Consider the following 16,568-nt stretch of genomic DNA (forward strand, 5'->3'; position numbering starts at 1 on the left):
TTCTTGGTTATAACGACTTTTGCCTACCTGCCGGAAGCGGGTAGGCTTAATAACTAATTACTGGTAATCTTCTTGTAATTCAAGTGGCATCATTGTTTGTAATCTTTCATACAAAGCAACAATTTGATGACAAAAAATTAAAAAGTGTTGTCTGTCTTCCCAAAGCTCATAATCAACACCCTTACGAAAAGCATACTGCCTAGATAAACACCTAAGTAGCTGTTGTTCTTGTGCAGAAAACACTAGATCACGATTTAACTCAAGCAATTCTGATAAATTTTTAGCTTGTTTGATTTGGCGATGATCATGTAGTAAATAGGCTTTTAATGTTAAATCAAAAGCGATATACATAAGAGAGACTATTGCTAATAAGCAATCTTGATATTCATCTAAACCTGGTGCATGCAATTCTAAGGTTTTATTTAACAAAGTATCAGCGCAATTAGCATGTTGGGTTGCAATTTTCATTAATTCAACAGGTGAATAATAGCGTCTTTCCATTATAGAAACTACTTAACTTAAATTAATTACATAGTAAAGTATATACCTATTAAACTTGAAAGTACTGGTTTTTTTCATGACTTAATTTTTAAGTTTATTTAATTTAAGAAATCGTAAAAGTAAGAGTGAACATCCAGACTTTTGGATTTAGCAGAGATATAGACTTCGCGCGCTGGAAACTACTGGACTTTTATTAATTTTTGCCTACCTTCTGTGATTTTAAATTACTATTTGCTTAAATTATGCGAAAATAAATAATTATGACTGATTTATTAAATACCCCTTTTTTTTTAAAATCTTTAAAGCTGCCTAATCGACTAATTCAAGGGCCATTAGCTGGCTATAGTTGTGCACCATTTAGAAAATTATTTTCGCTTTTTAAAGCCCCAGCGTATTGTGTCTCTGAGATGCTATCAGCTTATGATGTACTTCATAAGCATACTTCAAATGATCGCTATCTTTATCGCGCCACTGAAGAAACGACTCTTTGTTACCAAATAGCTGGAAATGATCCTTATACAATGGCTGCAGCTGCTCGAAAGCTTGAATTATTAGGCGCTAATATTATTGATATCAATTGCGGCTGCCCTAAACCAAAGATTCGTAAAAAAGGAGCAGGTTCTATTTTACTAGAACAACCAGAGCAGTTAATTAGAATTGTTACTGCTGTTCGTACAGCTATTGCAATACCCTTGACTGTTAAAATTCGCCTACAAGAAAATTCTGCAAAAGATATTGAATTAGTAGAAAAAATTGCTAAAACAGGCGCTGATGCAATTATTATTCATGGCCGTAGATGGTTTGATAATTATGACGTTCCTTGTAACTTAAAGCGAATTAGCTTAATTAAAAAAACCATTGATATTCCAATAATTGTCAATGGAGATTTAAAAGATGGCCAAACAACTTTAAATGCACTAGCAACTACTGGATGTGATGCCTTTATGATCTCTCGAGCCGGCACAGGAAACCCAGAACTTTTTCAAGAAATTTTATCAAATAAGTCAATAAATTTAGATAAACAGCAGTTAATAGCGCTATTTCTATATCATTTAAATGGTTTAGCTAACCTTGAAAATGAATATAAGGCAGTGCTACAGAGTCGTTCTTTAATGCGCTATTATTTTCGAGATAGCTTATCTAAATCATTATGGCCTATGTTTTATCAGCTAACCTCTTTAAAAGAAATTGAGCAATTTTTAATTAATAATCTTGTAATAGAAAGATAATGGCATCAACTTAAAACGAGCCCTGTCGCAAGAACAGCAGAATTCTTAAATTGATAGAATTAAAGGTCACGGATATTTTAAACCTTTATGCAGGGCTTGATTTACATGCACCTTGAATTAAAACACGTACTCGCTTTAATTAACTAATGCTTCTACCACCATCAATATTCAATATTTGTCCGGTAATAAAAGGGTTATCGATTAAAGCTAAAACGGCTTGCGCAATAAAGCGTGGATCACCATGGCGTTTTAGTAAAGTGTTTTCAATAATGTGCTCTTGAATTTTTGGGGTTAAAGCATTTTCCTTTTCTGGCCAAATAATAGCGCCGGGCGCTACAGCATTAACACGTACAGTTGGAGCAAATTCTTTTGCTAATGCTTTCGTTTGCATAGCAAGCGCTGCTTTAGTTTGACAATAGACAGCATATCCACGTAATGGTTTATCAGCATGGATATCGGTGATGTTAATAATAACTCCTTGCTGTAAAGATAAATGGGGATAAGCTTTAAGACTTAATAGAAAAGGAGCCTGAACATTAACTGAAAACAAAGCTTGCCAATCCTCTAAACCAGGGTCACGGATATCAGTTTGTTTAAATCCAGAAGCATTATTAATTAACACATCTAACTTGCCTTGCCACTGTACTACTTGCGTGACTAAATCAATACATTCACTTGGTTTGCTTAAATCAGCTTGATAAACTGCAGCACTTTCTTTGCGCATATTATTTAAAAAATTAACTAATAGCTGTGCTTCATTGATAGAATGATGACAGTGAATAGCTATTTGAAAGCCAGCTTGATGCAACTCCTGGGCAATGGCCGCGCCAATGCGCCTGGCAGCACCAGTAATTAAAGCCACTCTGCCTGCTTGTTTGTTATTATAAATCAAGGTATGTTTCCTCATTTTACTATGTAGACGAATAATGAACTTATCAAGCTTCTTGTATAATTATTTACAACAGCACCAAGAAATTCCATTTGTTGAATTTATGCAACTTGCTTTATATCATCCTAAAGCAGGCTATTACAGTGCTGGACTACCTAAATTTGGTAAGGAAGGTGATTTTATTACAGCACCCGAATTAACGCCTTTATTTGGCCAAACTTTAGCGAATCAATGCCAGCAGCTTATTTCATTGTTAACTAACCCTATTATTTTTGAATTTGGCGCCGGCTCGGGTCGCTTATGTGTTGACTTATTAACTAGATTAGAACATTTAAACTGTCTACCAGATACTTATTATATTTTAGAAGTTAGTGGCTCATTACAAGCAAGGCAAAAACAACTAATTAATGAAGAAATAAGTCATTTGGCTCATTTAGTCACATGGATCAATCAATGGCCAACAGAGCCTTTTAATGGTATTGTCATTGCTAATGAAGTATTAGATGCTATGCCAGTACATCGTTTTATACAGACAGCAAAGGCATTATTAGAAAGTTATATTACCCTCAACCAACAAAATGAATTAACAGAGATTTTTAAGCCTACAAACGATTTACGCTTACGTAATTATCTAAACCATGCTTTACCTGAATTACCCTTACCCTATCAATCAGAGGCAAATTTATTTATTGAAAGTTGGCTTAGTCAAGTCAGTAGCATACTTAAGCAAGGCGCCATAATTTTAATTGATTATGGCTACCCTAGACATGAATATTATCATCCTGATCGTAATCAAGGGACGCTGATGTGTCATTATAGGCACCAAGCACATACTAATTTTTTAGTTCATGTCGGTGAGCAAGATATTACCGCTCATGTTGATTTTACTCAGGTTGCAGAAGCAGCTTCTGCAGCCAATTTACAGGTTGCTGGTTATACCAATCAAGCTGCTTTTTTACTGGCTAACGGTCTGTTAAGCTTAGTAGAAGAAATAGATAATGAACGAAATCGCATTATAGCGACGCAGGCTGTAAAAAAATTAACTCTACCTAGTGAGATGGGTGAATTGTTTAAAGTTATGGGGTTGACTAAAAATTTAGACCTATTTCTAACTGGTTTTCAATTACAAGATAAAAGAGCAAGCTTATAAATGATTAAATATTTAACTACCGTTGAGCTACAGAAAGAATCTATGAAGTTTTCTGCAGGCCATACCACTATCTTTTCTGCAACAGAGCGCGAACCATTACATGGACATATGTATGGTGTTTACCTTGCTCTGACAACTTGGGTGGAAGAAAACGGCATGACTTTTGATTATCGATATTATAAAGAACGTATTCATAAACTATGTCGCTCTTTGAACCAAACTTTTTTAATGCCAAAGTATTCACCCTTTTTAACTATCAGTGAAGATACTGAGTATTATTACTTTACTTTTAATCATAAGAAAATTCCCTTTTTAAAAGAAGATGTTACTTTACTACCCTTAACTAACATCACTGTTGAAGAGCTATCTCGCTGGTTTGTCAATGAGCTTATTAAAGATCAACAAGAATTAATTAAACATCGTATAGAAAAAGTAGTGGTAAAAGTTTTTTCAGCTCCCGGACAATCTGCCAGTCATGAATGGACAAACAGTCCTAATAAAGCCTAAGGCTGTTTACATTTTGTTAGCTTAAGTTAAACTGGCTTTATTTTCGAGCATTCATTAATGTGCAGGAAAAAGAAACCTTTTTGCTTAAGATAGTAGAAATGCAATATAAATCTTACAACCTGTCTTCAGAGTCAATAGAGAGAGGCAAAGAGACTAATTTTGCGGACCGTAGCAGAATACTTAGGCGTATTAAGCAATGGACTTCAGGAAAATCACTCCCTGTGGCCACCTTAATAGACTTTGAAGGCAGGTTCTTAATTATTAAGGAAATACGTGTGATTATTATTTGTCATGTGTGTATTCCCCATACAAATCACGATTATTTCGATTACTTAGCACAGGATATTTCTCCTGAAGTGGGGGCAAGGGTTTGGGTGCCCTTCCGTAACCAAAAGCGCTTAGGATTTATTGTTGGCACTACTACATGCGCAGAAGTAACTAGGCCACTTAAAGCAATTTATAGTGTTATTGATAAACAACCTATTATAACTGCTGAAATACTGAATTTGTATCAGTGGGTTAGCACTTATTATCAATCACCTTTATCAGAAGTTTTACCCTTAGCAGTACCTAAAAAGCTACGCCAAGGCTACTCTCTACAAGCACCTCTAACTGAGGTTTATGCTTTAAGGCTAGCAGCCAACGAAGCTTACAGTCTTTTAAATAAAAATGCGCTTAAACAACGAGCTTTAATTCATTTTCTAGAACAAAATAATAAAGTGACTAGAAGTGAATTATTACAAGCTGGATTTACAAAAGCACAGTTAGATAAACTGATTCAATTAAATATTATTCTAAATGAACAAGTGCTTGCACTACCTGCTCCGTCCTCTACAAAAACTGAGCCCTTAACCCTTAATAGTGAACAAGCTGTTGCCGTAGAAGCGATTAAACAACATTTAACCAACTATCATTGCTTCCTTTTACAGGGAATAACAGGCAGCGGTAAAACTGAAGTATATTTGCAAATCATTACTGAAGTACTAGCGCAAGGGAAACAAGTTTTAATTTTAGTACCGGAAATTGGCTTAACACCCCAGTTATTGAAACGCTTTAGCGCTCGTTTTACAAACCAAATAGTAACGCTACACTCAAAGCTTAATGAAACTCAGCGCTATAATGCTTGGTTTGCTGCAGCGCATAATATCGCTCGTTTAGTGATTGGAACGCGCACAGCCATTTTTACTCCTATGCCTAAGTTAGGGCTAATCATTATTGATGAAGAGCATGATGCCTCTTTAAAACAAATGGACAATGTGCGCTATTCAGCACGCGATACAGCCCTTATGCGAGCCTATCAGGTAAATATACCCATTATTTTAGGTTCAGCAACACCAAGTTTGGAAAGCCTTTATAATTGTAATCAACAAAAATATACATTGTTACAATTAAATCATAGAGCTTTGACGACTAACCCTTTGCATTATCAGTTAATTGATCTACGTTCAGCACCTATGCAACATGGTTTAGCAGAGCGTTCTCTACAGATAATTACTAAACATCTACAGCAAAGAAACCAAGTCTTAGTATTTATTAATCGACGTGGTTTTGCGCCTATTTTGCTATGCCATGCCTGTGGTTTCATGGTTGATTGTCTAGCTTGTGATAGTCATTTAACTTTGCATAGCTATACCAGACGCTTAATCTGCCATCACTGTGGCTTAAGTCAGACAATTCCTAAATTTTGTAAGCAATGTGAAAATCCAGAACTAATTCCGATTGGGACCGGTACGCAAAGAATTTATGACTATCTGACAGAGGTATTCCCAAATATTAATATTTTACGTATTGATCGTGATGAAATACGTAAAAAAAATGAGCTTGAGGCAAAGCTTGAATTAATTAATAGGGAGGAGGCACAATTACTTGTTGGCACTCAGATGCTTGCTAAAGGACATCATTTCCCAAAATTAACGTTAGTTGTAGTGGTAGACGCTGATTGGGGATTTTATAATCAAGATTTTCGCGCTATTGAACAATTAGGTCAATTATTAACACAAGTAGCAGGACGTGCTGGACGTGCCGAATACCCGGGAGAAGTTATTATTCAAACACATCTTCCTGGTCACCCGCTATTGAATATACTTATTCAAAAAGGCTATGCTGAGTTTGCGAAAAAACTTTTAATTAGCCGCATACAGGCTGCGTTACCTCCTTATCATTACTTAGCAGTTATTCGCGCGCAACACAAAAAAAATGAGCGTATTGAGCACTTTTTAAAATCAATTAAAACCTACTTAAATAACAATAGCTTACAAATTTTAGGGCCAGCACCAGCCCCGTTAGCTAGAAAAGCCAATTTATTTCGCATGCAACTTTTAATAAAAGCATCTTCTCGCAAACAGCTACATTTGTCATTGACGAGCATGCGCGAGTGGATCAAAATAACTAAACAAGCCCAAGACATACGTTGGAGTATTGATATTGATCCATTGGACCTTACATGAGTAACTCAAAAATTACTGTTCATCAGAAGACATTTGCTATCGCTTGGGGCGATATGGATGCCTTAGGCCATGTTAATAACGCCCGCTATTTCGATTACTTTCAAGAAGCACGAATAGAATGGTTAGCAAGCTTAAATTTTAATTTAGAGCAAAAAACAGGCCCAGTGGTTATTCATGTTGCCTGCACTTTTCTAAAGCCTGTGGTTTATCCAGCGACTTTAACAATTAAAAGTAGTATTCATAGCCTTGGCCGCTCAAGTTTCATTATTGATCATGATTTATTTCAAGAAAATACTTTAATGGCGCAAGGGATTAGCAAAGTTGTTTGGGTTGACTATAAGCTCAATAAATCAGTACCGGTACCTGTTAATATTTCTAATTTATTTACTTAAAAGCGTTTAACGAGTTAAGTTGCATAATTAAGCGAGTTTAACTATTATTTAAGTTGATTATTTGTCCTAAATAACCCGTTGTTTTTCTTAATCTTTAAACTACAACAAGGAACTATTATGAATAAAGATATTTTTGAAGGTAACTGGGAAGAGTTAAAAGGTAAAATGAAACAAGTTTGGGGCAAATTGACCGATGATGACTTTCGTGAGCTTCAAGGCAATCAACAAGAAATTTATGGCAAACTACAAAAACATTATGGCTACACCCGTGCGGAAGCTGAAAAAGCAATTAAAGATTTTCGTAACAAACACCACTAATTTATAATTTATTTGATGCTAGTTAACGTTAGCTAGCATCATTTCAAGTTAAAGAGAGATATAGCTATTTCATCCTTTCTAATCAAACATTCTTTTAATTTATAAACCAACTTATTATCTAAGTAGCGCTCAATTTAGTCTTCTATTTAATTTTAATTAGTTAATTTTTAGAGAAGTTATTTTCTTAATATTTATTTAGAATCTAGTTCCAAGCTGGTTTGAAGGTGTGTGACTCTATTTTACTAGTTTTTTGCTTAGGAAAATTTAGTTCTTGCAAGCCATCTCGAAGTTTAGCTAGCCAAATTTGAAAAGCCATGGGCGTTTCCATTTTGTTCATTTTAAAATCATCTTCTATAAAGCCTGCTCGAGCTTTAAGAGCGGCTCTTGTGTTGTCTGTAAGTCCAGCTATTAAACAGCGCTTGACACTACTTACACAATTATTGGTAATGAAACTATAATTTTGCTCTCTTTCTCTTTCAATTGCCTCAAGGATTTTTAATTCATCAAGATAAAAAGGACAATTACTTTCCTTTGTGGGTAAGGTGATCCAAGCTTCAGAATGACTACCCTTAGTCCTATTTTTGCTTAAATAATGATTTATTTCTCTTTCACTCATATCATATCGTTGTAAATAATCTTGTCGTATATCCTCGATAGAATCAATTAACTCACTATCATTTAATGTCCTTTTAATAGACTCTAGATTCTCACGTAGCGTTAAGAGCTTAACTGTAATAGTCTCTATGTTAAATATAAGCTGGTCTATTTGCTGCTTTTTACTTTTATCTTGACCTGCTCCATTAAAATTAATTTCCTGTAACTTTTGATGAAATGCCGTTAATTCAGAAACGAGCTTTGCTTCTTCAAGAAGCGTTTTCCTTAATTCATATTCGCTCATTAATTCCCGCATATCTTGTTCATTTTAATCTACTATCTCTTTATCTGATTTCTGTAAATGGGTAGTATAAGCTTTTATTGTAGACTGGAGCTCTTGGATCTCTGACTCACATTCCTTGATTTGTTTATTGAAATTTGTATTTACTCTTATAAGCTCTGCATCTAATTTTTTTAATTCAAGCTCTATAGGTGTCTTTTTTTCATGATTAAAAGCTTCATATTTTAGAATCTCTTTTTGTATATTTGTATCGGGATTAGTTTGATAGGCTTTTTTTAACAAGCTAAGCTTAAGAGCAAGAACTTTTGCTTTTGGCTCTTTTTCAACCGTTAGCTGTTTTAAAAGGGTTGCTCTAGTTAATTGAATAGTGTCAACTTCTTTCTGGTGTTTCGCCCTAAGTTCATGTAGCTGCAAAATCAACGCCTTTTTAAGAAGCTCTTTAATATATTTTTGTTCTTCTATAACCGGATCAATGTATGTAATCGGCGCTTGATGTTCAATAGTTGTAGCTTTTTTACTTGTTTCTTCTCGGTCCATATCCAATTCATGCCTACTTAACTCGGCTACTACTCCTTTAGAAGGCTCGGTAAGGCCTACTAAATGTAATAAATCTTTAACTATCGAACTTATGGGAGGTTTTGGCCCTGGCCAAAAACTATGATGTATAACATTTACTTTGACTTTGTTAGCTTGCCGATAATCAAGTTTAAGAGTCCTTTGCTTTTTAGTATTTATTCCTGTTAGAGAAGTCTCACCATCAGGTCTAACAATAGCACTTTTGTCTTTTTTTACTTCGCCAACATAACCTAAGCTTTTTTCATAAATCCACTGACCTTTATTTTCTTGCATTTTGCAGAATGCTGGAGTTCCTTCGATTATATCCATTTTAAAATTAACATGGCCTGCATTTTCATTTAAAGGAGTAGAAAAAAGTGATCCTACAGCATTTTTAACTCTGGTGCCGAATATATGTGTCGTGGAAAACCAGAAATGTACTTCAATACTCATAACCAGAAGATATAACTATAAGCCATTATTTATGATAGCATACCAATCTTAATGTATAATTAACGAGCAAGTAGAACTAAATTAGCTAGATTATTTCACATCATCTGTTCCTAAAGGAGGATGGGTGCGCAGGGTACTCCAAAGAGCTTAGGGTTGGCTATTAATAAAAATTTGGCAAACTCGTTAGGCGTTAGGTATAAAAATCAGCCCCAGCAAATCTCTTTTAAAGATAATTTATTTAACAAGCACACTGTAATAGAGCTTATAGTCAGTTGCTATATTAATTTAGTTCAATCTTATCTTAGCTATAATTTGGTAAATAGAAATTAAGGATAGAATTAAGCAATCTATTGACATCATTGTCACAGAAATGTTAACTTAAATAGTCACAGTTTGTTTTTTGAAATTATGACAAATTATTTCACTAATAAATTGACTAAAAATTCCTAAAAGATAGGACACGTTTAGATAACATAAGGAGTGACTATGTTTAAACAAAGTTTATTGTGTGGTGTCTTTGCTCTGACTACTATTTCTCCTCTCGCCGTTGAGGCAGCAGTTAGTCATCATGAAAATGCTACACAAAATGTTATTACAGATACCGCTATTACTGCAAAAATCAAAGCGCTATATACTAAATCATCATTGGTTCCAGTCTCCAAAATCTCTGTAAAAACAACTAATCAGCAAGTTATTTTAGCCGGGAAAGTTGAAAGTGATATGCAATATGAGCGTGCTATTGCCTTAGCAGAATCAGTAGATGGGGTAAGGCAAGTTAACACAGAACAGTTATCAGTCGTCAATAGCAAGGCACCTCTAAGTGATACGATGCTTACAGCCAAGGTAAAAGGCGCTATCTTAAAAGAAAAATTATTTGGTAAAAAAGCAGTTGAGTATTGGCCCATTAAAGTAGAAACCAAAAATCGAGTCGTTTATTTGACTGGTGAAGTAGCTAATGATAGAGAACGAGTCAATATTACAAATTTAGCGAAAAATGTTCGTGGTATTAGAGCTGTTCGTTCAGCAATTGTAGTGAAATAATTTGTAAAAATTAACTTAACCGAAATTTTAATTAAGGAGATCGCAATGGATACTAATCATGTTGTCAATGCAAATGATGTAATTGGAGTTAAAGTTGAAAATATGCAAGGCGATAATCTTGGTAAAATTGAAGCATTAATGCTAGATAAACTAAGCGGAAAAGTAAATTATGTTGTTTTAAGCTACGGTGGCTTTTTAGGAATGGGGAATAAACTTTTTGCAATGCCTTGGAGTATCTTTTCTTATAATAAAGACCATGATTGTTTTCAAATTCCTTTAAATGAAGAGCAATTAAAAAACTCACCCGGATTTGATAAAGACAATTGGCCCAATATGTCAGACAAGATGTGGAGTGATTCTATTACTCGTTATTATGATACTGCAATGGCTAGCCGCAGTGGTGATCGTACAGGGCAATTTTAGCCAATATTCATAATAGTGCAGTAACTAATCTAGTTGCTGCACTATTATGTTTTTAATTAGCTTTTATGAATCATTTGCTGATGAGCACATTCTTCACATAAAGTATCAATAGGTTCAATAGCCTCTTCTTCTCTTGGCAGTACCTCTTGCATGGGCTCTAGATTGTCTCCATCTTCAATTTCTATTTTTGCACCACACTTTTGACATATTTTCAAATTAGACATAATTATATTCCACCATTTAATAACTGCTTAAAGTTGATTGGGTAGCAAATTTAATGATATATAAATTATTCAAAATAACTTTATGAACAGATAATAGAAAAAGTCTAATTCTTCTCACTAAAGCTATCTTATTTCATTTAATTTTAGATAGTCTTAATAAAAAGTCTAATAGGTATTATGAATTTAAAAAACCCGGAAAATTTAGTTCTCAATAATGAATTTCATGTAAAACAGGCCATTATTTATCAAAAGCAATGGTCGAAAGAAATTCAAATAAAACCTATACCTGAAACTGTAAATTACGTAGCTGGTATTGATATAGGTTACGATTATCCAAGTAATCGAGCTTTTACTATAGCAATTCTTTTAAATGCACAAAGCTTAGAGCCTATTGAAATAACTAAAGCAATTACTTCAATTGATATTCCTTACAAACCTGGCTTTTTATCTTTCCGAGAAGTACCCGCTCTTTGTAGAGCGCTAGATCAATTAAGTATTAAACCTGATTTAATTGTTTGTGATGGCCAAGGTATTGCACATCCACGCCGTTTTGGTTTAGCCTGCCATATAGGCTTAGCTTATGATATTCCTACTATTGGCTGTGGTAAAAGTAAGTTGTATGGATATGCACAAGAACCAGGTAATGAACGTGGCGATTATTCTTATCTTTATGATAGGCAGAAAAATATTATAGGTGCGGTACTACGTAATAAATTCAATGTGAAACCACTTTTTATTTCAGCCGGCCATAAAGCTGATTTAGCAAGCGCTCTGGCATGGATTTTGAAACTATCAAAAGGTTACCGTTTACCTGAGCCTACTCGTTTAGCTGATAAACTTGCTCATGAATATAAACTAGCTAGTCTTAATATTTCTTAAGAATACCTATCAGGACTACGTCCTGTAGTTTGTCCACAGGCTTCAGTGATTTAACTAGATAACTGAGCCCCACGAACAAATTCAGAGGTTAAAGCAGAAAATCGGCAAAATTAAAGATGTTTTTTATTTTTTATAAAGGTTAATTTAAGCTAACATGACTTCTTAACTCTATACTCTATTAACTAATTACAATTACAGATTAGGAATAATTAAATGGATAATAACAAAAAGGATGTTGATTTAACTGGCGTGAACTTAAAAGAAATAGAAATTAGCGATCAAAAGCTTTACCGAGCTGAGGGTGGTGATTTACATCAAGTAGCAGACGCTAATACCGAAACTTTAACCACGCAACAAGGTACACCCGTTGCAGATGATCATAATTCTTTGAAAGTTGGAGCGCGGGGGCCAACTTTATTAGAAGATTTTATTTTGCGAGATAAAATATTTCATTTTGATCACGAGCGTATTCCTGAGCGTGTTGTTCATGCGCGTGGCTTTGGAGCACATGGTTACTTTGAAACTTATGAATCGCTAAGCAATCTGACTTGTGCTCATCTGTTTCAAAAAAAAGGGGAGAAAACGCCTGTATTTGTCCGATTTTCTACCGTCGCTGGTAATAAAGGTTCGCCTGATTTAGCTCGAGATGTGCGAGGATTTGCTGTTAAATTTTATACTCAAGAAGGTAATTGGGACATTGTTGGCAATAATATTCCCGTTTTCTTTATTCAAGATGCCATTAAATTTCCAGATATAATACATGCAGCCAAAGACGAGCCTGATCGCGGTTTTCCACAAGCCCAAACAGCGCATGACAACTTTTGGGATTTTATTTCACTGACACCTGAATCCATGCATATGGTAATGTGGATTATGTCTGATCGTACCATTCCGCGCTCATTTCGGTTTATGGAAGGTTTTGGAGTTCATACCTTTCGCTTAGTTAATCAGGAAGGTAAATCTACGTTTGTAAAATTTCATTGGAAGCCTAAGCTTGGTATGCAATCCGTTATTTGGGATGAAGCTGTTAAAATTAATGGTGCTGATCCTGACTATCATCGACGCGACTTATGGAACGCTATACAAACTGGTAATTTTCCTGAATGGGAGCTAGGTATACAGCTGTTTGATGAATCCTTTTGTGAGCGTTTTCCATTTGATGTGCTAGATGCAACAAAAGTTATTCCAGAAGAAGAGATTCCAATTAAAATTGTAGGGCGCTTAGTCTTAAATCGTTGCGTTGATAATTTTTTTGCAGAAACTGAGCAAGTAGCTTTTTGTACGCAAAATATTGTTCCTGGTATTGATTTCACTAACGATCCTCTCTTACAGGGGCGTAACTTTTCTTATTTAGATACTCAGTTAAAACGCCTAGGTAGCCCTAACTTTACTCATTTACCTATTAACGCTCCTAAGTGCCCGTTTGCCCATTTCCAGCAAGATGGCCATATGGCATTTATTAATCCTAAAGGTCGAGTAAATTACAATCCTAATTCATGGGGAGTAGGCCCACGAGAAAATCGACAAGCTGGATTTAGTAGTTATCCAGCGCATGAAGAAGGGCCTAAATTAAGAGTAAGGTCAGAAAAATTTGCTGACCATTACAGCCAAGCACGACAATTTTACCTAAGCCAAACGGTCATTGAACAAAAGCATTTAAGCGATGCGCTAGTGTTTGAATTAAGTAAAGTTGAAACCGCAGATATTCGCCTGCGTATGGTCTCTCACTTATTAAATATAGATCAAGAGCTAGCTAATAACGTGGCAAAAGGTTTGGGGATTGAGCAGCTGCCAAAGCCTGCGCCTGCTGCTAAACCAACTTTACAAAATTTACAAGCCTCTGATAAATTAAGTATTTTAAAAAATCCTATGAATAGTTTTGCTGGTCGAACCTTAGGTATTTTATTGTCCGATGGTGCTAATGCTAAACTCTATAATAAGCTTATTCAAGAGCTTACAGCAGAGGGTGCTTTGCCTTTTGTTATTGCGCCCCATATTTCAGGTGTGACACTAAGCGATGGCACTAAGGTTAAAGTTAATGAAAAAATTGGTGGTGGCCCTTCTGTACTGTATGATGCAGTAGTACTTTTAATCGCTGAGGGTAAGACAGCGCTATTTAATTTACCAAAAGTACATGAATTTATTAATGATGCTTATCTACACTGTAAATTTATAGGGTATACAAAACATTTACAGCCTCTTTTAACCCAAGTGGGTTCGATTAATCATTTAGATGATGGTTTTTTCAGTTTGATAGATGAAAATGCTACAGCCAAATTTATTAAAGCTTGCCGCAAGCTTCGTTACTGGTCACGTAATCCGGGTTAAACTATAAATTTATTTAAATACAATTGCTTTCTACAAAGCAATTGTATTTTTATTTAAAATTAACAAGCTAACCTCTTAATTTATAAATTAAGTCATAACTTTAAACCTTTTAAATACTGTGTTCTTTTTTTACCACTATAACTTCTAGACTATACTAATTAGGTGATGCCTTTCTATGGATTTAGGGCAGGGCAGAAAATCTATTAAAAAATTGCCTCTACCGAGTAAAAACTTTTAAAAGGAATTGACTATGAAAGCACTTTGTTGGCATGGAAAACATGATGTTAGAGTAGATACGGTTGATGATCCTAAAATACTTCATGATCGCGATGCCATTATTCGTATCACAGCAACAGCTATCTGTGGTTCTGACTTACATCTTTATGATGGCTTAGTCCCCACTATGGAATCTGGTGATGTCTTAGGGCATGAATTTATGGGAGAAGTAGTTGAAGTAGGATCAGGTAATAAGAAATTAAAAGTTGGAGATCGTGTGGTTGTCCCTTTTACTATTTCTTGTGGCGACTGTTTTTTTTGTAAAAAAGAGTTATTTTCTTTATGTGAAAATTCAAATCCTAATGCAGAGATTGCTAGATTAAGAATGGGCCATTCACCAGCTGGTTTATTTGGTTATTCACATATGTTAGGAGGATTTGCTGGTGGGCAGGCAGAATATGCTAGAGTTCCTTACTCTGATGTAGGACCTATTGTGATTCCTAACGGTTATAGTGATGAGCAAGTGTTGTTTTTATCCGATATTTTTCCTACAGGCTATATGGCGGCTGAAAATTGCAATATCCAACCAGGCGATACTGTTGCTATATGGGGCTGCGGACCTGTAGGCCAATTTGCTATCCATAGTGCCTGGATGCTTGGTGCAGGTCGGGTTATAGCTATTGATTGTGTGCCAGAGCGTTTAAAATTAGCACAAACCTGGGGTAAAGCAGAAACAATTAATTTTGAAGAAACAGACGTTTATGATGAATTAATGACAATGACTAACGGTTTAGGGCCAGATGCTTGTATAGATGCTGTAGGAACCGAAGCCCACGCTGGGCCAAAATTTGATGCAATTATTGATAAAGCAAAACAAAGTTTAAATTTAACGTCCGATAGGCCACGTTGTATAAGAGAGGCGATTATGAGTTGCCGCAAAGGCGGAACTATCTCTATTCCAGGCGTTTATGTGGGTTTTGCTGACAATATTCCTTTTGGTGCTGCGATGAATAAAGGGTTAACTTTTAGAATGGGCCAAACTCATGTTCAGCATTACCTTCCATTATTATTATCAAAAGTTATGGATGGTAAAATTGATCCATCTAATGTTATTTCACATCGTATCACTCTTGATGAAGCACCAACTGCTTATGAAAAATTCCGTGATAAAGAAGATGGATGTATTAAAGTAGTTATGAAACCTCATTTTCATTAATTTACATTCTGAGCTGCTCTATTAAATAAAGAGTAGCTCTCTTTTTAGTAGCGTTAAATTAGTGATGATTATAGCAGCGCTTGAAAAAGTCTATTTAATCCGCGATAAGGGCAGGTTATACTGGCCTAACGGGTTACAAAACCAATTATTTTATTAATGATTAAATTTACTACAGGAATGAGTTACCTTCTACTTGGTATGACCCATTTACCGACACGAGGTTTAAAACGTTTTGTTGTTTTGCCTATTATTTTTAATCTCTTTGTTTTTGTTGGCCTTTTTTATTTACTATATCACTATTTTTTCCCGCTCTCTCATTACTATATTAATCAGCTTCCTACTTGGTTAAGCTTTTTAAATAGTGTCATTATGATTTTTTTTATTTTAAGTTTTTTTCTTTTTTTTCTAACGACTTTTACCATTGTATTTAACTTAATAGCAGCGCCTTTTAATGGCCTATTAGCGGAACGCGCTCAATATTTATTACGTAATCAAATGATTCCAGAGTTAACATTTGCTGAAATTACCATTCGCACCATAAAACGCCAATTACAGTTTATTAGTTACTTTTTACCGCGCTTTTTTGGTATGTGCTGCTTATTTTTTATCCCCTTTATTCATCCCTTCTTTCCTTTTTTATGGTTTGCTTTTAACTCTTGGGTTTTAAGTATGCAATATCAAGATTATGCTATGGACAATAATTTAGTTGACTTTAGAACCATGCGTCAATTAATGGCACATAATAAAGAAGAATCTCTAGGTTTTGGCTTTTTAATTAATTTAATTAGTTTTGTACCTATCTTAAATATAATTAGTATGCCAGCAGGTGTTATAGGTGGTGTTCTAATGTTTTGTGATAGGCATAGTCAACAGTTACCACCTATCCTAATTAAAAAATAAAATTT

The 16,568-nt window shown here is 34.9% G+C and carries 17 protein-coding genes; 12 read left to right on the forward strand and 5 right to left on the reverse strand.

The genetic code is table 11. From position 1 onward, the window contains the following. Positions 1–57 precede the first annotated feature (57 nt). Positions 58–501: a hypothetical protein gene (locus ACNVED_RS14395; protein WP_419419671.1), complete on the reverse strand. Its 444-nt coding sequence runs from the start codon at positions 499–501 to the stop codon at positions 58–60. Positions 502–761: 260 nt separating this feature from the next. On the opposite strand from ACNVED_RS14395, the gene ACNVED_RS14400 reads away from it, so the two are divergent. Further along, positions 762–1,730 (forward strand): tRNA dihydrouridine synthase, encoded by a 969-nt coding sequence (locus tag ACNVED_RS14400; protein ID WP_419419672.1) that lies wholly within the window; start codon positions 762–764, stop codon positions 1,728–1,730. A gap of 139 nt (positions 1,731–1,869) precedes the next feature. Here ACNVED_RS14400 and ACNVED_RS14405 read toward each other — a convergent pair whose 3' ends face one another. After that, the gene (locus ACNVED_RS14405; protein ID WP_419419673.1) at positions 1,870–2,622 is read right to left on the reverse strand and encodes a pteridine reductase; all 753 of its coding nucleotides are present in this window, start codon (positions 2,620–2,622) and stop codon (positions 1,870–1,872) included. A 34-nt stretch (positions 2,623–2,656) separates the two neighbouring features. Between ACNVED_RS14405 and ACNVED_RS14410 the strand changes: the two genes are divergently transcribed. The 5 genes from ACNVED_RS14410 to ACNVED_RS14430 all read left to right on the forward strand — a co-directional run bounded on the left by ACNVED_RS14410 (position 2,657) and on the right by ACNVED_RS14430 (position 7,433). Next, positions 2,657–3,769: a class I SAM-dependent methyltransferase gene (locus tag ACNVED_RS14410; RefSeq protein ID WP_419419674.1), complete on the forward strand. Its 1,113-nt coding sequence runs from the start codon at positions 2,657–2,659 to the stop codon at positions 3,767–3,769. Further along, complete coding sequence (locus ACNVED_RS14415) at positions 3,770–4,276, forward strand: 6-pyruvoyl trahydropterin synthase family protein (RefSeq protein ID WP_419419675.1); 507 nt, start codon at positions 3,770–3,772, stop codon at positions 4,274–4,276. A gap of 275 nt (positions 4,277–4,551) precedes the next feature. After that, a complete protein-coding gene (locus ACNVED_RS14420; protein ID WP_419419676.1) occupies positions 4,552–6,723 on the forward strand; it encodes a primosomal protein N' in 2,172 nt (723 codons plus the stop codon). Continuing rightward, positions 6,720–7,115, forward strand: a complete 396-nt coding sequence (locus ACNVED_RS14425) for an acyl-CoA thioesterase (protein ID WP_419419677.1) — start codon at positions 6,720–6,722, stop codon at positions 7,113–7,115. Before ACNVED_RS14420 ends, ACNVED_RS14425 begins: the two co-directional genes overlap by 4 nt. 117 nt (positions 7,116–7,232) lie before the next feature. Next, positions 7,233–7,433 (forward strand): CsbD family protein, encoded by a 201-nt coding sequence (locus ACNVED_RS14430; RefSeq protein ID WP_419419678.1) that lies wholly within the window; start codon positions 7,233–7,235, stop codon positions 7,431–7,433. A gap of 202 nt (positions 7,434–7,635) precedes the next feature. Here the strand turns inward: ACNVED_RS14430 and ACNVED_RS14435 are convergent, their stop codons facing one another. Both ACNVED_RS14435 and ACNVED_RS14440 read right to left on the reverse strand, forming a co-directional pair. Beyond that, complete coding sequence (locus ACNVED_RS14435; protein WP_419419679.1) at positions 7,636–8,331, reverse strand: hypothetical protein; 696 nt, start codon at positions 8,329–8,331, stop codon at positions 7,636–7,638. Between the two features lie 24 nt (positions 8,332–8,355). Continuing rightward, positions 8,356–9,336 carry a hypothetical protein gene (locus ACNVED_RS14440; protein WP_419419680.1) on the reverse strand — a complete coding sequence of 327 codons (981 nt, stop codon included), beginning with the start codon at positions 9,334–9,336 and terminating at the stop codon, positions 8,356–8,358. Positions 9,337–9,822: 486 nt separating this feature from the next. Between ACNVED_RS14440 and ACNVED_RS14445 the strand changes: the two genes are divergently transcribed. After that, the gene (locus tag ACNVED_RS14445) at positions 9,823–10,377 is read left to right on the forward strand and encodes a BON domain-containing protein (protein ID WP_419419681.1); all 555 of its coding nucleotides are present in this window, start codon (positions 9,823–9,825) and stop codon (positions 10,375–10,377) included. Positions 10,378–10,422: 45 nt separating this feature from the next. Next, positions 10,423–10,800, forward strand: coding sequence for a PRC-barrel domain-containing protein (locus ACNVED_RS14450; protein WP_419419682.1), 378 nt, complete (start codon positions 10,423–10,425; stop codon positions 10,798–10,800). Between the two features lie 56 nt (positions 10,801–10,856). On the opposite strand, the gene ACNVED_RS14455 is transcribed toward ACNVED_RS14450, so the two are convergent. Next, positions 10,857–11,024 carry a hypothetical protein gene (locus ACNVED_RS14455; protein WP_419419683.1) on the reverse strand — a complete coding sequence of 56 codons (168 nt, stop codon included), beginning with the start codon at positions 11,022–11,024 and terminating at the stop codon, positions 10,857–10,859. 177 nt (positions 11,025–11,201) lie between these two features. Here ACNVED_RS14455 and nfi point away from each other — a divergent pair, with 177 nt between their 5' ends. The 4 genes from nfi (at position 11,202) to cysZ (ending at position 16,563) form a co-directional block, all read left to right on the forward strand. Beyond that, on the forward strand, positions 11,202–11,903 hold the full coding sequence (gene nfi / locus ACNVED_RS14460) for a deoxyribonuclease V (RefSeq protein ID WP_419419684.1): 702 nt from the start codon (positions 11,202–11,204) through the stop codon (positions 11,901–11,903). 213 nt (positions 11,904–12,116) lie between these two features. Continuing rightward, a complete protein-coding gene (locus tag ACNVED_RS14465) occupies positions 12,117–14,231 on the forward strand; it encodes a catalase (protein WP_419419685.1) in 2,115 nt (704 codons plus the stop codon). 250 nt (positions 14,232–14,481) lie between these two features. Next, positions 14,482–15,663, forward strand: a complete 1,182-nt coding sequence (locus tag ACNVED_RS14470; RefSeq protein ID WP_419419686.1) for a zinc-dependent alcohol dehydrogenase — start codon at positions 14,482–14,484, stop codon at positions 15,661–15,663. Between the two features lie 156 nt (positions 15,664–15,819). After that, the gene (gene cysZ / locus ACNVED_RS14475) at positions 15,820–16,563 is read left to right on the forward strand and encodes a sulfate transporter CysZ (RefSeq protein WP_419419687.1); all 744 of its coding nucleotides are present in this window, start codon (positions 15,820–15,822) and stop codon (positions 16,561–16,563) included. Positions 16,564–16,568 lie beyond the last annotated feature (5 nt).

The organism is Legionella sp. D16C41, assembly GCF_048541585.1.
Taxonomy (GTDB): domain Bacteria; phylum Pseudomonadota; class Gammaproteobacteria; order Legionellales; family Legionellaceae; genus Legionella_C.

Bases quoted from the DNA above. Each gene is read 5' to 3' on its own strand.
- cysZ (WP_419419687.1), top strand. From the start codon at position 15,820: ATGATTAAATTTACTACAGGAATGAGTTACCTTCTACTTGGTATGACC.
- ACNVED_RS14440 (WP_419419680.1), bottom strand. From the start codon at position 9,336: ATGAGTATTGAAGTACATTTCTGGTTTTCCACGACACATATATTCGGC.
- ACNVED_RS14455 (WP_419419683.1), bottom strand. From the start codon at position 11,024: ATGTCTAATTTGAAAATATGTCAAAAGTGTGGTGCAAAAATAGAAATT.
- ACNVED_RS14395 (WP_419419671.1), bottom strand. From the start codon at position 501: ATGGAAAGACGCTATTATTCACCTGTTGAATTAATGAAAATTGCAACC.
- ACNVED_RS14400 (WP_419419672.1), top strand. From the start codon at position 762: ATGACTGATTTATTAAATACCCCTTTTTTTTTAAAATCTTTAAAGCTG.
- ACNVED_RS14445 (WP_419419681.1), top strand. From the start codon at position 9,823: ATGTTTAAACAAAGTTTATTGTGTGGTGTCTTTGCTCTGACTACTATT.
- ACNVED_RS14410 (WP_419419674.1), top strand. From the start codon at position 2,657: ATGAACTTATCAAGCTTCTTGTATAATTATTTACAACAGCACCAAGAA.
- ACNVED_RS14470 (WP_419419686.1), top strand. From the start codon at position 14,482: ATGAAAGCACTTTGTTGGCATGGAAAACATGATGTTAGAGTAGATACG.
- ACNVED_RS14425 (WP_419419677.1), top strand. From the start codon at position 6,720: ATGAGTAACTCAAAAATTACTGTTCATCAGAAGACATTTGCTATCGCT.
- ACNVED_RS14450 (WP_419419682.1), top strand. From the start codon at position 10,423: ATGGATACTAATCATGTTGTCAATGCAAATGATGTAATTGGAGTTAAA.
- nfi (WP_419419684.1), top strand. From the start codon at position 11,202: ATGAATTTAAAAAACCCGGAAAATTTAGTTCTCAATAATGAATTTCAT.
- ACNVED_RS14430 (WP_419419678.1), top strand. From the start codon at position 7,233: ATGAATAAAGATATTTTTGAAGGTAACTGGGAAGAGTTAAAAGGTAAA.
- ACNVED_RS14465 (WP_419419685.1), top strand. From the start codon at position 12,117: ATGGATAATAACAAAAAGGATGTTGATTTAACTGGCGTGAACTTAAAA.
- ACNVED_RS14435 (WP_419419679.1), bottom strand. From the start codon at position 8,331: ATGAGCGAATATGAATTAAGGAAAACGCTTCTTGAAGAAGCAAAGCTC.
- ACNVED_RS14415 (WP_419419675.1), top strand. From the start codon at position 3,770: ATGATTAAATATTTAACTACCGTTGAGCTACAGAAAGAATCTATGAAG.